General features: G+C 63.4%; 12 protein-coding genes, 1 tRNA gene and 1 pseudogene. 1 reads left to right on the top strand and 13 read right to left on the bottom strand.

Annotated elements, in window-relative coordinates; genetic code table 11:
* Positions 1-75 precede the first annotated feature (75 nt).
* Positions 76-160 (top strand) — tRNA-Leu (locus ACQY39_RS11075).
* Between the two features lie 152 nt (positions 161-312).
* On the opposite strand, the gene ACQY39_RS11070 is transcribed toward ACQY39_RS11075, so the two are convergent.
* The 13 genes and pseudogenes from ACQY39_RS11070 to ispG all read right to left on the bottom strand — a co-directional run bounded on the left by ACQY39_RS11070 (position 313) and on the right by ispG (position 13,628).
* Complete coding sequence (locus tag ACQY39_RS11070; RefSeq protein WP_263519546.1) at positions 313-834, bottom strand: phosphoribosyltransferase; 522 nt, start codon at positions 832-834, stop codon at positions 313-315.
* A 77-nt stretch (positions 835-911) separates the two neighbouring features.
* The gene (locus ACQY39_RS11065; RefSeq protein ID WP_263519544.1) at positions 912-2,249 is read right to left on the bottom strand and encodes an adenylosuccinate synthase; all 1,338 of its coding nucleotides are present in this window, start codon (positions 2,247-2,249) and stop codon (positions 912-914) included.
* A 44-nt stretch (positions 2,250-2,293) separates the two neighbouring features.
* Positions 2,294-3,458, bottom strand: a pseudogene (locus ACQY39_RS11060) (ATP phosphoribosyltransferase regulatory subunit).
* 102 nt (positions 3,459-3,560) lie between these two features.
* The gene (locus tag ACQY39_RS11055) at positions 3,561-3,752 is read right to left on the bottom strand and encodes a DUF2065 domain-containing protein (RefSeq protein ID WP_428506165.1); all 192 of its coding nucleotides are present in this window, start codon (positions 3,750-3,752) and stop codon (positions 3,561-3,563) included.
* A gap of 21 nt (positions 3,753-3,773) precedes the next feature.
* Positions 3,774-4,673 carry a protease modulator HflC gene (gene hflC, locus ACQY39_RS11050; RefSeq protein WP_263519538.1) on the bottom strand — a complete coding sequence of 300 codons (900 nt, stop codon included), beginning with the start codon at positions 4,671-4,673 and terminating at the stop codon, positions 3,774-3,776.
* A gap of 17 nt (positions 4,674-4,690) precedes the next feature.
* Positions 4,691-5,899: an FtsH protease activity modulator HflK gene (gene hflK, locus ACQY39_RS11045; protein ID WP_263562909.1), complete on the bottom strand. Its 1,209-nt coding sequence runs from the start codon at positions 5,897-5,899 to the stop codon at positions 4,691-4,693.
* 110 nt (positions 5,900-6,009) lie between these two features.
* A complete protein-coding gene (gene hflX / locus ACQY39_RS11040) occupies positions 6,010-7,320 on the bottom strand; it encodes a GTPase HflX (RefSeq protein WP_428506162.1) in 1,311 nt (436 codons plus the stop codon).
* Between the two features lie 29 nt (positions 7,321-7,349).
* On the bottom strand, positions 7,350-7,595 hold the full coding sequence (gene hfq / locus ACQY39_RS11035; RefSeq protein WP_263519536.1) for an RNA chaperone Hfq: 246 nt from the start codon (positions 7,593-7,595) through the stop codon (positions 7,350-7,352).
* 93 nt (positions 7,596-7,688) lie between these two features.
* Positions 7,689-9,026, bottom strand: a complete 1,338-nt coding sequence (gene der / locus ACQY39_RS11030) for a ribosome biogenesis GTPase Der (RefSeq protein ID WP_263519534.1) — start codon at positions 9,024-9,026, stop codon at positions 7,689-7,691.
* A gap of 50 nt (positions 9,027-9,076) precedes the next feature.
* Positions 9,077-10,231, bottom strand: coding sequence for an outer membrane protein assembly factor BamB (gene bamB, locus ACQY39_RS11025; protein ID WP_428506159.1), 1,155 nt, complete (start codon positions 10,229-10,231; stop codon positions 9,077-9,079).
* On the bottom strand, positions 10,228-10,905 hold the full coding sequence (locus ACQY39_RS11020; protein WP_428506157.1) for a YfgM family protein: 678 nt from the start codon (positions 10,903-10,905) through the stop codon (positions 10,228-10,230). Before ACQY39_RS11020 ends, bamB begins: the two co-directional genes overlap by 4 nt.
* Before the next feature lie 50 nt (positions 10,906-10,955).
* Positions 10,956-12,278 carry a histidine--tRNA ligase gene (hisS, locus tag ACQY39_RS11015; protein ID WP_428506155.1) on the bottom strand — a complete coding sequence of 441 codons (1,323 nt, stop codon included), beginning with the start codon at positions 12,276-12,278 and terminating at the stop codon, positions 10,956-10,958.
* A gap of 45 nt (positions 12,279-12,323) precedes the next feature.
* The gene (gene ispG / locus ACQY39_RS11010; protein WP_428506153.1) at positions 12,324-13,628 is read right to left on the bottom strand and encodes a flavodoxin-dependent (E)-4-hydroxy-3-methylbut-2-enyl-diphosphate synthase; all 1,305 of its coding nucleotides are present in this window, start codon (positions 13,626-13,628) and stop codon (positions 12,324-12,326) included.
* Between the last annotated feature and the right edge of the window lie 15 nt (positions 13,629-13,643).

Genomic DNA, 13,643 nt, shown 5'->3' with positions numbered 1-13,643 from the left:
TGATAGAATCCTTGCTTTCCTGAAACGTCAGGGCTTACTCAAAAGATCATTCTTGAGAGCAAAGCTTTGAACCTTGCCCAGGTGGCGGAATTGGTAGACGCACTAGTTTCAGGTACTAGCGGGTAACTCCGTGGAGGTTCGAGTCCTCTCCTGGGCACCAAATCCATCAAAGGCCGATATCGCAAGATATCGGCCTTTGTCATTCTCGCGCCCCAAAAGCCTGGGGCAGCGCGGTCAAAAGAGAAAAGCCGGCCGACGCCGACCTGCAGAAGGTCAGCGTCGCCGGCTTTTTGCATGGCCTGCAGCGGAGGCTCAGACAACAAACTTCTTGGCCAGCGCATCAGGGCGCATGTCGTCGTACTCTTCGAAAGGCTGGTGGATCCAGGGGCTGGTGTCCAGCATTTCGACATAGTAGTCCGGCGTGTAGCTGGACACACCCTTGGTCCAGATCACGGCCGAACGCAGTTCGCTGATCGCCGGCATGCCGCGCAAACGCTCAACCACAGCCTTGAGCGTCACACCGGAATCGGCCAGATCGTCCACCAGCAGCACACGGCCGGCCAACTCGCCCTTGGGCATGGTGATGTACTTGGCAATGTCCAGGCGCCCCTGGATGGTGCCGGCTTCGGCACGGTAGGAGCTGGTGGACATGATGCCCAGCGGCTTGTCGAACACGCGGGACAGCACGTCACCAGGGCGCATGCCGCCACGGGCCAGGCAAAGAATCTGATCGAACTCCCAACCGGAAGCGTGGATCTTGAGCGCCAGGCGCTCGGTCAGCATGTGGTATTCGTCCCAGGACACGTACAGATGCTTGCCGTCGTCGGTCAACATGGATGGTTTCTCCTGTGGAGTGGGCGGGTGAGGCTCAGAAAACTAAAGAAATGCCCAAAGCTAGGCAAGGGATCGGATCAAGCCGTGTAGGGATGACGGAGCAGGATGGTGTGCTCGCGGTCCGGTCCGGTCGAGACCATATCAATCGGCGCGCCAATGACTTCCTTGATGCGCTGCAAGTAATTGCGGGCATTCTGCGGCAATGCATCCCAGGCCGTCACGCCGAAGGTGGTCTCGGTCCAACCCGGGAAGGTTTCATAGATGGCCTCGCTGCCGACGATTTCGTCACCATCCAGCGGCAGGATGTCGAGCACGCGGCCGTCGGCCAGCTTGTAGCCCACGCACATCTTGATCTCGCTCAGGCCGTCCAGCACGTCGAGCTTGGTGATGCACAGGCCGGTGATGCCATTGATGATGACCGAGCGCTTGAGTGCGGCCGCATCAAACCAACCGCAACGGCGGGCGCGGCCTGTCACCGTGCCGCGCTCCTGGCCGACAGTGGCCAGATGATGGCCGACGGTGCCCTCTTTTTCCCACTCCAACTCGGTCGGGAACGGGCCCGAGCCGACGCGGGTGGTGTAGGCCTTGGTGATGCCCAGCATGTAGTGCAGCATCTGCGGACCGACGCCGGCACCGGCGGCGGCATTGCCAGCCACGCAGTTGCTGGAGGTGACGTAAGGATAGGTGCCGTGATCGATGTCCAGCAGCGTGCCCTGCGCGCCTTCGAACAGGATGTTGGCGCCCGCCAGATGAGCCTTGTGGATCATGTAGCCCACATCGGCCATCATGGGCTTGATCACCTCAGCCATCTTCATGGCTTGGTCGAAGATGGGCTGGAACTCAAGCGCGGTGGCGTTCAGGTAACCACTGAGTGCAAAGTTGTGCAGGTCGAGCAACTCGCGCAGCTTCTTGGCAAAGCGATCGGGATGCTTGAGGTCCTGCACGCGCAAGGCACGACGAGCCACTTTGTCCTCATAGGCCGGGCCGATGCCCTTGCCGGTGGTGCCGATCTTGCCGGCGCCGCTGCTTTCACGCAGGGCTTCGCGAGCTTTGTCCACTTCCACATGGAAGGGCAAGATCAGCGGGCAGGATTCGCTGATGAAGAGGCGCGAACGCACTTCCACACCGGCTTTTTCCAGGCGCTCGATCTCGCCCAGCAGGTGGGTGGGGTCCACCACCACACCGTTGCCGATGTAGCAGGCCACGCCGTCGCGCATGATGCCCGAGGGGATCAATTGCAATGCCGTCTTCACACCCTTGATGACCAAGGTGTGCCCGGCATTGTGGCCACCCTGGAAACGCACCACGCCTTGCGCGTGATCGGTCATCCAGTCGACCACCTTGCCCTTGCCTTCGTCACCCCATTGAGTGCCCACAACAACCACATTGCGGCCACGAGCAATTTCGCTATTCATCTTGATAACCCGATGATCAAAAGTAAATCCTGGCGACACGCGGCTCAAAGCGCGCGTACCACCCACTGAGTGTCGACCAGCGCCAGTTCCCGGTCGCAGTCGAATTCGTCGCCTTCGTGCTCGTGCCCTGGCAGCACGCACACCACGGTTTCACCCGCTTCGCGCAGACGCCGCACCGCAGCCCGCAGCTCGGCATCTTCGCCCCAGGGCGCACGCACTGCCGCCCGCAAGGGGCTGGCAGGGCTCAAGGCCTCGAGTGTTTTCAGGTCCAGACTGAAACCCACGGCCGGGCGCCGCCGACCAAACACCGCGCCCACCTCGTCATAGCGTCCACCGCGCAAGACAGCATCGCTGAAGCCCGCGGCATACAGCGCGAAACGCACGCCGCTGTAGTAGGCATAGCCGGTGAGATCCGCCAGATCAAAGCCAATGCGGATGTCTGGATGGCTGTGCTGCAGATGCAGCGCCAGCCATTGCAGATCATCGAGCGCCGCGGAGATCAAGGGGTGAGCCGGAAGCTGCTCGCGCGCACGCGCCAGCACCTCGACCCCGCCGAACAGAGACAGCAGGCTTTGGAGATGCCCTTGCACCGCAGCAGGCAGATCCACCGCCAAGGCTGCCAGCGCGCCCGCATCCTTGCTGGCCATGGCGGCCACCAGGGCATCGAGCTGAGCTGGTACCAAGGTCACATTGGCCAGTACGCCGCGCACCAGGCGGGCATCACCCATGTCCAAGGTCGCCTGCTTCAGACCCGCGTGCTGGACGGCATCGAGCGCCAATTCCAGGACTTCAAGGTCAGCCTCAAGACCGGCGTGGCCATAGATTTCGATGCCGAACTGCAGCGGCTCGCGCGTGGCATGCAAGCCGGCAGGCCGGGTGTGCAGCACCGGGCCGCAGTAGCACAGACGGGTCACACCCGGCGCGGTTGAGCAAGTGGGCGTCAATGCGGGCGACCTGGGGCGTGGTGTCGGCACGCAGACCCAGGCTACGGCCCGAAAGCTGATCCACCAGCTTGAAGGTTTGAAGGTCCAGCGCATGGCCGGTACCAGAGAGCAGCGAGTCCAGATGCTCCAGCAGCGGCGGCATCACCAGCTCGCAACCGTAGCTGCGGGCCATGTCCAGGAGCTCGCGCCGAAGTTCTTCGATGCGGCGAGCCTGGGAGGGCAGGACGTCAGCAATATGCTCGGGCAGCAGCCAAGCAGAGGCCATGGGGATTCGGGAGGGGGTTAAAAACGCATTGTACCGGCCTCACGGCCGGATTGCCCGGAAACCCAGCGCATTCGCGTGACAAGCGCGCGACTCAATCAGCCTTCACTGCGAAATCCACAACAGTGCCGCGAGCCCGGCCAGCAGACTGAGCAGACCGACGAAGCGGATCTGCCCGTCACTCATGGCCAGCATGCGCGCGAAGACCTGCCGCCAAGCTGCTGGACTCAGCAAAGGCAGCAAGCCTTCGATCACCAGCATCAAGGCCAGCGCCGTCAGCAGGCTGTTGCCATCCACGGCCCACCCTCACTCACTCACTCACTTGCGCGCAGGTGCCGGCGCCTGACCCGCGCCGCCGGAGCCACGCATGGCCTTGAAGAAATCACTGCCCGGGTCAACCACCATCACATCGGACTTGTTGCGGAAGCTGCTGCGATAGGCCTCGAGCTGACGGTAGAACTGGGCAAATTGCGGGTCACGGCCAAAAGCTTCGGCATACAGAGCGGATGCCTTGGCATCGCCCTCACCCTTGACCTTTTGAGCATCGCGATAAGCTTCGGCGACGATCACCTCGCGCTGACGATCAGCGTCGGCGCGAATCTTCTCACCGTCTGCGCCGCCCGTGGAGCGCAGCTCATTGGCCACGCGCTTGCGCTCGGACTCCATGCGGCGATACACGGAATCGGTGATGTTGGCGGAGAAATCCACGCGCTTGATGCGCACATCAACGATTTCGATGCCGAACTGCTTGGCCTCGTCTTCCAGGCGCTTGCGCACATCGTTCATGACCTTCTCGCGCTCGGTGGCCAGCACCGCCAGCACGGTCCGCTTGGTCACTTCCTCGTTGAAGGCTGCCTGGACGATCGGGCTCAAGCGGTTCTCAACATTGCGCATGTCGGAGCCATTGTTGCGAATGAACTGACGCGGCTCGGAGACACGCCATTTGACCAGCCAGTCAATCACCAGGCTCTTCTTCTCGGCCGTGAAAATGGGGCGCGATTCGGGGCTGTCCAGGGTCTGCACCCGGCGGTCCAACAGCACCGCATTCTGCAGCGGCGGCGGCAGCTTGAACTTCAAACCCGGTTCGGTGATCACATCCTTGATTTCACCCAGGGCATAGACGACCGCGAACTGGCGCTGGTCGACGATGAAGAGCATGGAGCTGGCCAGCATGAAGGCGATCAAAGCGCCGACAGCGACGGAGGCAATACGGTTCATCTCAACACTCCCTGGTCTCAACGTCCGTCGCGGCTGCGCAAGCCGTCGCGCGAACGCATATCGGTATTGCCCACGGTGGCCGGGGCTTCAGTGGTCGGCACCGCAGCCGGCGGCGTGGCCGTGACCGTACCGCCGGCCTGCTGGATCAATTTATCGAGCGGCAGATAGAGCAGATTGGAGCCGTTGCGGCTGTCAACCATGACCTTGCTGACGTTGGAATAGACCTGCTGCATGGTGTCGGTGTAGAGGCGGTCACGGGTCACGCCCGGCGCCTTCTGGTACTCGCTGAGCACGCTCTTGAAGCGCTGCGCGTCACCTTCTGCCTGCGCCACCACACGTGCCTTGTAGCCTTCAGCCTCTTCGCGCAGACGCGCCGAAGTGCCCTGTGCCTTGGGAATCACGTCGTTGGCGTAGGCCTGGCCTTCGTTCTTCAGGCGCTCGCGGTCAGCACCGGCCTTGAAGGCATCATCGAATGCAGCCTGGACCTGCTCGGGCGCCTGCACATTCTGGACATTGACGTTCTTGATCAACACGCCGGCCTTGAGCCGGTCCATCTGGACCTGCACCGACTTGACCAGTTCAGCGGCAATCGCATCGCGTTGCTCGTACAGCACCGAATCCATATTGCTCTTGCCGACGATTTCGCGCACGGCCGATTCGGCGGCCAGCGTCACCGCCGCCTCCGGATCGCGGTTCTCGAACAGGAAGTCACGCGCATCCTTGAGCGTGAACTGCACGGTGAAGCGGATGTCGACGATGTTCTCGTCCTGCGTCAGCATCGATGAATCACGCAGGCCGGTGGCAGCCACCACCGAATTGCGCCCGACCTCGACCTGCCGCAACTGGGTCACAGCCACGACTTCGCTGGCCTGGAAGGGAAAGGGCAGCCGCCACTGGAAACCCGCATCAACGGTTTTGCTGTACTTGCCAAAGGAGGTGATCACCCCCTGCTGGCCTTCTTGCACGATGAAGAAGCCGCTGCCCAGCCAGCCCACCAACACCACGCCGCCGATCAGCAGTGCGCCGACGCCCGCACTCTTCATATCAGGCTGGAAGTTGTTGCCGCCGCCGGCATCGCCGCCGCCCTGACCGCCGCCCGAGGGCTTGCCGCCGAACATGCCGGACAGCTTGCGATTGAAATCGCGCCACAGCTCGTCCAGATCGGGCGGGCCGTCATTGCGACCGTTGTTATTCAGGGTGCGACCGGCCTGCCAGCCTTGCGGCATGAGGCCACGCAGCAAGGCGGCTGCAGCCGCCGCCAGAGGCTTGATGCGGCCGGCAGCGGGGCTGCTCATCACGGGCCGCTCGGGGCTCACGCGCTCGTAGGTGTTCATGCTCATGCCTGTGTGGATTGAGTGGCGGCGGGGTCGTCAATATCGACGTCTGCCTGCGGGTTGTCGGAGTCTTCGAAATCAAGCCGTTCGGAGTCCGCCGCTGTATCTGGGGTGAACTCTTTGGAATTCAAGTCGGCCGGGCGCTGCAGCAACAAGGCCTGGACAATTTGCTCGCGCAGGACGTCAAGGCCGCTGCCATCCAGTGCACTGACGAACACACGCGGCACACGCATACCAACGCTGTCTTCGCTCTGGCGCTCGATCCAGTCGAACCCGGTGCGCGGGCGCTGGCTTTCCTCAAGCATGTCCTGCTTGTTGTAAACCAGGATCTGAGGAATATGAGCGGCACCGATGTCTTCCAGCACACGCTCGACTTCTAGCATCTGCTCTTCCAGCACCGGCGAGGCGGCATCGACCACATGCAGCAGGAGGTCGGCATCGGCAGCCTCCTGAAGCGTGGCACGGAAGGCCTCGACGAGCTTGTGCGGCAGATCGCGGATGAAGCCCACGGTGTCGGACAGGGACACGCTGGTCCCCGCTTGCTCCAGGTAGAGCGAACGCGTGGTCGTATCCAGGGTGGCGAACAACTGGTCGGCCGCGTAGGTGCGGGCCTTGACCAGCGCATTGAAGAGCGTGGACTTGCCGGCATTGGTATAGCCGACCAGGGACACGCGGAAGACGCTGTTGCGGGCACGAGCCCGCTGCTGGGTGCTGCGCTGACGCTGCACCTTCTTGAGCTTTTCCTTGATGGCCTTGATGCGGTCATCGATCATGCGCCGATCCAACTCGATCTGCGCTTCGCCAGGGCCGCCGCGCATACCAATGCCGCCGCTCTGGCGCTCCAAATGGCTCCAGCGGCGCACCAAGCGCGTGGCCAAGTATTGCAGGCGAGCTAGCTCCACCTGCATCTTGCCCTCATGGCTCTTCGCGCGCGCCGCGAAGATCTCGAGGATCAAGGCCGTGCGGTCGGCCACGGGCACGCCCAGCACCCGCTCAAGATTGCGCTGCTGCGCCGGAGAGATCGCCTGATCGAACAGCACGGTGTGCGCTTGGTGCATCTGCACCAGCAGCTTGATCTCGTCGGCCTTGCCCGAGCCGACAAACAGCGCCGCATCGGGCGCCTGGCGGCGAGCAATCACCCGTGCCACCGGCGTGTCGCCAGCGGATTCGGCCAACAAGGCCAATTCATCCAGGGTGGGGTCGAACGTGGAAGCAAACGAAGACTTGGCGTGGCGACCAAAATCAACGCCCACAAGAATGGCACGCGCCGCCTCAGAAGGCGGCGTCGTGTGGGTGGAGTCAGCGGAACTCAAGGTGAGGACAAGGGGCAAAAGCCCAGGGTTCAGTTCGCTTCTTCAGCGCTGTCGGCGGTATGGAAATTCACCGCGCGACCCGGCACCACCGTAGAGATGGCGTGCTTGTAGACCATTTGCGTGACCGTGTTACGCAGCAAGACCACGTACTGGTCGAAGGACTCAATATGTCCTTGCAGCTTGATGCCGTTGACCAGGTAGATGGACACCGGCACATGCTCCTTGCGCAGCAGGTTCAGGAAGGGATCTTGCAGGAGTTGGCCTTTATTGCTCACGATATGCTCCGTGTTGTGAGAGGGATTTGAAGGGAACGACGATCACCTTAACACAGGCCGACCGGCAACGCTGCCGCACCGCCCGGCCCCGCTTCAGCTGTCTTTGTCGCTGAAAGGATTCTTGGACGAACGCATTTCGATGCGCATGGGCGTGCCCACCAGTTTGTAGTGGGCGCGGATGCGGCCTTCCAGGTAACGCTTGTAGACCTCGGTCACGCCTTCCAGGGAGTTGCCGTGCACGATCACCAGGGGCGGATTCATGCCACCCTGGTGCGCATAGCGCAGCTTGGGCCGGAAATGGCCGCTGCGTTTGGGCGTTTGGTGCTCCACTGCTTCCTGAATCAGGCGGGTCAGCACCGGCGTGGTCATCTTGCGGTAGGCCGAGGCATAGGCATCGGCCAAAGCACCCCACAGCGGGCCCAGACCCTGGCGCTTCAGGGCCGAGATGTTGTGGATGGGTGCGAACTTCAGGAATGCCAGGCGCTGCTCGATCGAGCGCTGCAGTTGCTCGCGCTGGTAGCTGTCGATGGCATCCCATTTATTGACGGCCAGCACCACGGCGCGGCCGCTTTCCAGAATGTAGCCGGCGATGTGCGCGTCCTGGTCGGACACGCCTTGGGTGGCATCCAGCAGCAGCAGCACGACATTGGCGTCAGCGATGGCCTGCAGGGTCTTGACCACCGAGAACTTCTCGATTGCCTCGAAGACCTTGCCCTTGCGGCGCAGACCGGCGGTGTCGATCAGCTGGAACTGTTGGCCATTGCGCTCGAAAGGCACGCTGATGGCATCACGCGTGGTGCCCGGCATGTCGAAAGCCACCAGGCGCTCCTCACCGAGCCAGGTGTTGATCAAGGTACTCTTGCCCACATTGGGGCGGCCGGCCACGGCGAGGCGAATGACACCGTCGTTCTCGGGCGTAGCCTCTTCGTCTTCCTCGAATTCAAAGGGCTCCAGCACCACTTCCAGCAGGCTGCGGATGCCCTGGCCGTGCGAGGCCGAAATCGGGTGCGGCTCGCCCAGCCCCAGCTCATGGAACTCGCCCAGCAGAGGCGACTCGCTCATGCCCTCGGCCTTGTTGACGGCCAGGAAGATGCGCTTGTTGGCTTGACGCAGATAGCGGGCGATGTCGCTGTCCTGAGCCGACAGGCCCAGGCGCACATCGACCACAAAGACCACCGCATCAGCCTCGGCCACCGCCTGGCGGGTCTGCTTGGCCATTTCCTTGACGATGCCTGTGGTGCTGTCGGGCTCGAAGCCGCCGGTGTCGATGACGATGAACTCACGGTCCCCGAGGCGGCCGTCGCCATAGTGGCGGTCGCGCGTCAGCCCGGCAAAGTCGGCCACGATGGCATCCCGGCTCTTGGTCAGCCGGTTGAAGAGCGTGGACTTGCCCACATTGGGGCGTCCGACCAGGGCGATGACGGGTTTCATATTTTTATTGTTCTCACTGCTAGGGGTTCAAAACCGGTCAAGCCGGGGTCTTACTCGGGCCGCAAGGCGAACAGGCCGCCATTGCGTGTGGCCACCAAAATGGTGTTGCCCAGCACCACCGGCGCCGACTGGATGGCCGAGCCATCGGTCGCCAGGCGCAATTCGGTCTTGCCACTCACGCGGTCCAGGAAATGCACCTGACCTTCGAAATCGCCGATCACCACATTCTTGCCCACCACCAGCGGAGCGCTGAGGCGGCGATTCTGGAATTGGTCGGCCGTCCAGAGCACATCGCCGTTGGCCAGGCTCCAGGCGGTCAGACGGTCGGAGGCATCCGCGGCCACCACGGCGGTAGCGTCGCCGCCAATGCCATTCATGCCGCCGACATTGCGGCTCCACAGAACACTGCCGCGCTCGGCATTGACGCAACCGACGGCCGACTGAAAGGCGCGCGCGCAGATCAGATCGCCCTGACGGAAAGACGGCGCCACCAGATCGGCCAAGCGCTCGACTTCGTTGGTACCGCGCGGGTTGGCCACGCTGGCTTCCCAACGCACGGTACCGCGCAAGGGATCAACACCGGCCATGCGCGGGCCCTGGCCGACGATCAAGGTGTCCTTGAAAGCAGCGATCACGCCAGGCTGAGCCAGGGTCAGGGGTTCACCAGGGCGGCGCAGGGTCCAGAGCGCACGGCCATCGAGCGCGTCGAAGGCCAGCACTTGACGGTCCACGGTCAGCACAAACACACGCTCGCCGGCGACCAAGGGCGCCGCCAGCACCGCGCTGGGCAGCGGCTTGCGCCACAGCACCCGGCCAGCTTCCAGCACCACCACTTCGTTCTCGCGCGTCACCACGGAAGCGAAGCGCCCGTCGCTGCCGACGCCGGCATTGAGCTTCTGGCCCACTTCGACGCGCCACATGGAGCGACCGTCCTGCGCGTTCAAGGCCTCGACCACGCCGCCGCTGCCCGCGACCACGAACTGTTCGCCCCGTGCTGCGATCGACAAGGGGAACTGGACCGAGTCGACACGCGCATTCCAGACCACACGTCCGGCAATGCTCGGGCTCAAGGTCTCCAGTGACGCCGGCTTGGGCGCGCTGGAGGAACCGAAGATCGAGCAGCCCGACAGCCCCGTCAGGACAGCGCCAGCAGCCAGCGCCAGCAGGCCGGCACGCAGGCCCGGCAGCTTCAAGGCGCGCTTCATTTGGCGGCTCCCGCAACTGCCGTGTCTTCGGCGGCCGGTGCGACGCCCAGGGTGCTCAGCTTGGCTTCGACCAGGCGGCGATAGTCCTGGTTCTTTTCCAGGGCCGCATAGGCCTTCTGGTACTCGGCACGGGCCAAGTCAGGCTTGGCTTGCAGAACCAGCAGGTCTCCGCGGCGGTCGGCCTGCAAGGCCAGGAAATCCGGGGACTTGATGGCATCCAGCGTCTTGCCGGCTTCGTCGTATTGCTTGGCATCCAGCTGCAGGCCAGCCAGGCGCAAGCGGGCAACATCACGCACCGCTTCTTGCGAAGCCGTGCCGGCAGCCCAGCTCAAGCTGGCACGGGCGGCATCGGCCTGCCCCTTGTCGAACTGAGCCTTGGCAGCTTGCAGCGCAGCCTGCGCGGCATAGCTGGTGCTCGGATAACGATCCTTCAGATCGGTGAACACGCGGCCGGCCTTGTCGGCATCGCCGGCCTGCACGGCACGGTCCAGCTCGTCATACATGGCCGCGGCCTTGGCGGCCTGGTCACGCTGGTAGTAGTTCCAGCCATTCCAACCCGCATAGGCGGCCAGAGCGATGGTCAGCGCCCAGGTGATCAGATTGCCCCAGGTTTTCCAGAAAGCCTTCAGCTGGTCCAGCTGTTCTTGTTCTTCGAGATCGAGATGCGACGCCATGAATGAAAGATTCTCGGATTGCGGTGGTGAAAACGGGAGGAAGGCCGCGATTATGCGTTGAGCAGCTCGGCTGCCCAGTCGGCCGCCGACGAAATGCTGCGGGTGTACTGCGCCGCACCCTCGGGTTGCATTCCCTGGCGAAGCGGCTTGACGGCCACTTCACCGCGGGCGACTTCGTCCTCGCCGAAGATCAGGGCAAAGGCCGCGCCGCTGGCATCGGCCTTCTTGAACTGCGATTTCATGCTGCTCTGCCCCGGGTGCAGGATCACGCTGACGCCGGCGCCACGCAAGGCTTCCAGTGCCACCATGACCTGAGCCAGGCCATTGGCCGAGGGCACGATGGCGTAGGCATGCGGGGTCGGCGCAGCCGGTGCAACGCCCACTTCTTCGAGCAAGAGCAGCATGCGCTCCATGCCCATGCCGAAGCCCACGGCCGGCGTGGGCTTGCCGCCCAGCTGCTCGATCAGGCCGTCGTAGCGGCCGCCACCACAAACCGTGCCTTGCGAGCCCAGCTTGTCGGTGACCCACTCGAACACGGTCAGGTTGTAGTAGTCCAGACCGCGCACCAGGCGCGGGTTGATGCGGTAGGCCACGCCCGCGGCATCGAGGATGGCGCGCACGCCGTTGAAATGTGCCAGCGACGCTTCACCGAGGAAATCCAGCAGCTGCGGTGCCGCATTGGCCATCTCCTGCAGGGCTGGATTCTTGGTATCCAGCACGCGCAAAGGGTTGGTGTAGAGGCGGCGCTGACTGTCTTCGTCGAGCAGGTCCTTGTGCGCCTCCAGGTGGGCGATCAAGGCCTCGCGGTGAGCGCGGCGCTCGGCCGCTTCGCCCAGGCAGTTCAGCTCCAAGCTGACATGCTCGCCATCCTTCAAGCCCAGCTCGCGCAAGAGACGGCTGCCCATCAAGATCACTTCGGCGTCGACATCGGGGCCAGCAAAACCCAGGGCCTCGACACCCATCTGATGGAACTGGCGGTATCGACCCTTCTGCGGCTTTTCGCGGCGGAACATGGGGCCGAAGTAGTAAAGGCGGCGACCCGAGTCGCGCAGGAAGGAATGCTCGATCATGGCGCGCACCACGCCGGCCGTCATTTCCGGGCGCAGGGCCAGATGCTCAGCCTGGCCATGCTTGTCGGCACGGTCTTCGAAGGCGTACATCTCTTTTTCGACGATGTCGGTCACCTCGCCGATGCCGCGCACGAACAAAGCCGTGGGCTCGACGATGGGCGTGCGCACATTCTGATAGCCATAGCGCTGCAACACGCTGCGCATCTGAGCCTCCAGCCATTCCCAGCGCGCCGAGTCCGGCGGCAGGATGTCGTTCATGCCCTTGACGGCTTGCAGCTGGGGCAACTTCTTCTGTTCACTCATGGGTGTGGAATTCGCGGGGTTCTTCTTTTCAAGCAATGCCGGCGCTCAAACCGCTTGCACAGCGCCGAAGCGCTTCTCGATATAGCTCTCGACCAGGGCGTGGAATTCGTTGGCGATGTTTTCGCCGCGCAGGGTCAGGGCCTTCTCGCCGTCGATGAAGACCGGCGCGGCCGGCGCCTCGCCGGTGCCGGGCAGGCTGATGCCGATGTCGGCATGCTTGCTCTCGCCCGGGCCGTTGACGATGCAGCCCATCACGGCCACCTTGAGGTTTTCCACGCCGGGGTACTTCTTGCGCCAGACCGGCATCTGCTCACGCAGGAAGTCGTCGATCTGCTTGGCCAATTCCTGGAAAGTGGTGCTGGTGGTGCGGCCGCAGCCCGGGCAGGCGGTCACGCTGGGGTTGAAAGCGCGCAGTCCCAAGGACTGCAAAATCTCCAGCGCCACCACCACCTCTTGCGTGCGTGCTTCGCCGGGCTGAGGGGTCAGCGAGACGCGGATGGTGTCGCCGATGCCCTCTTGCAGCAAGATAGACAGGGCCGTGGCCGAGGCCACCGTGCCCTTGGTGCCCATGCCAGCTTCGGTCAGACCCAGGTGCAAGGCGTAATCGCAGCGCTGGCTGAGCGCACGGTAGACCGAAATCAGATCCTGCACGCCGCTGACCTTGCAGCTGATGATGATGTTGTCGGGGTTCATGCCCAGCTCACGGGCATAGTCGGCCGAGCTCAGGGCCGATTGGATCAGCGCCTGGTACATGACCTGCTTGGCGTCCCAAGGCTCGGCGCGGGCGGCGTTTTCGTCCATCATCTGGGCCAGCAGTTCAGAGTCGAGGCTGCCCCAGTTGACGCCGATGCGCACGACCTTGTCGTACTTGATCGCGGCCTCGATCATCATGGCGAACTGGCGGTCCTTCTTGTCGCCCTTGCCCACATTGCCAGGATTGATGCGGTACTTGGACAAGGCTTGCGCCATGGCCGGGAACTCGGTCAGCAAGCGATGGCCGTTGTAATGGAAATCACCGACCAGGGGCACGTCGATGCCCATGCGGTCGAGCTGCTCGCGGATGTGCGGCACCGCTTCGGCCGCCTCGGGCGTATTGACCGTGATGCGCACCATCTCAGAGCCGGCGATCGCCAGCTCCTTGATCTGAATGGCGGTACCGATCACGTCCACCGTGTCGGTGTTGGTCATGGACTGCACGCGCACCGGCGCGTCGCCGCCCACGGTGACCACGCGCGATCCCCAGCGAACCTGGGCCTGGCGCGAACGGCGCGCCGCCGGCTGGGCGGCCGCAATGGCTTGGGAAATGGAAAGCTCCAGCGCGGAGCTGGGGAGGACGGGCGATGCGCTCATAGTGGATGCTGCTGC

It is taken from the genome of Roseateles sp. (assembly GCF_965262435.1).
Lineage (GTDB): Bacteria > Pseudomonadota > Gammaproteobacteria > Burkholderiales > Burkholderiaceae_C > Paucibacter_A.
The sequence above is the reverse complement of the archived record's forward strand: the minus strand, read 5'-3'. Positions and strand labels throughout refer to the sequence as shown.

Bases quoted from the DNA above. Each gene is read 5' to 3' on its own strand.
- ispG (WP_428506153.1), bottom strand. From the start codon at position 13,628: ATGAGCGCATCGCCCGTCCTCCCCAGCTCCGCGCTGGAGCTTTCCATT.
- bamB (WP_428506159.1), bottom strand. From the start codon at position 10,231: ATGAAGCGCGCCTTGAAGCTGCCGGGCCTGCGTGCCGGCCTGCTGGCG.
- der (WP_263519534.1), bottom strand. From the start codon at position 9,026: ATGAAACCCGTCATCGCCCTGGTCGGACGCCCCAATGTGGGCAAGTCC.
- hflK (WP_263562909.1), bottom strand. From the start codon at position 5,899: ATGCCGCAAGGCTGGCAGGCCGGTCGCACCCTGAATAACAACGGTCGC.
- ACQY39_RS11020 (WP_428506157.1), bottom strand. From the start codon at position 10,905: ATGGCGTCGCATCTCGATCTCGAAGAACAAGAACAGCTGGACCAGCTG.
- hflC (WP_263519538.1), bottom strand. From the start codon at position 4,673: ATGAACCGTATTGCCTCCGTCGCTGTCGGCGCTTTGATCGCCTTCATG.
- ACQY39_RS11065 (WP_263519544.1), bottom strand. From the start codon at position 2,249: ATGAATAGCGAAATTGCTCGTGGCCGCAATGTGGTTGTTGTGGGCACT.
- hisS (WP_428506155.1), bottom strand. From the start codon at position 12,278: ATGAGTGAACAGAAGAAGTTGCCCCAGCTGCAAGCCGTCAAGGGCATG.
- ACQY39_RS11070 (WP_263519546.1), bottom strand. From the start codon at position 834: ATGTTGACCGACGACGGCAAGCATCTGTACGTGTCCTGGGACGAATAC.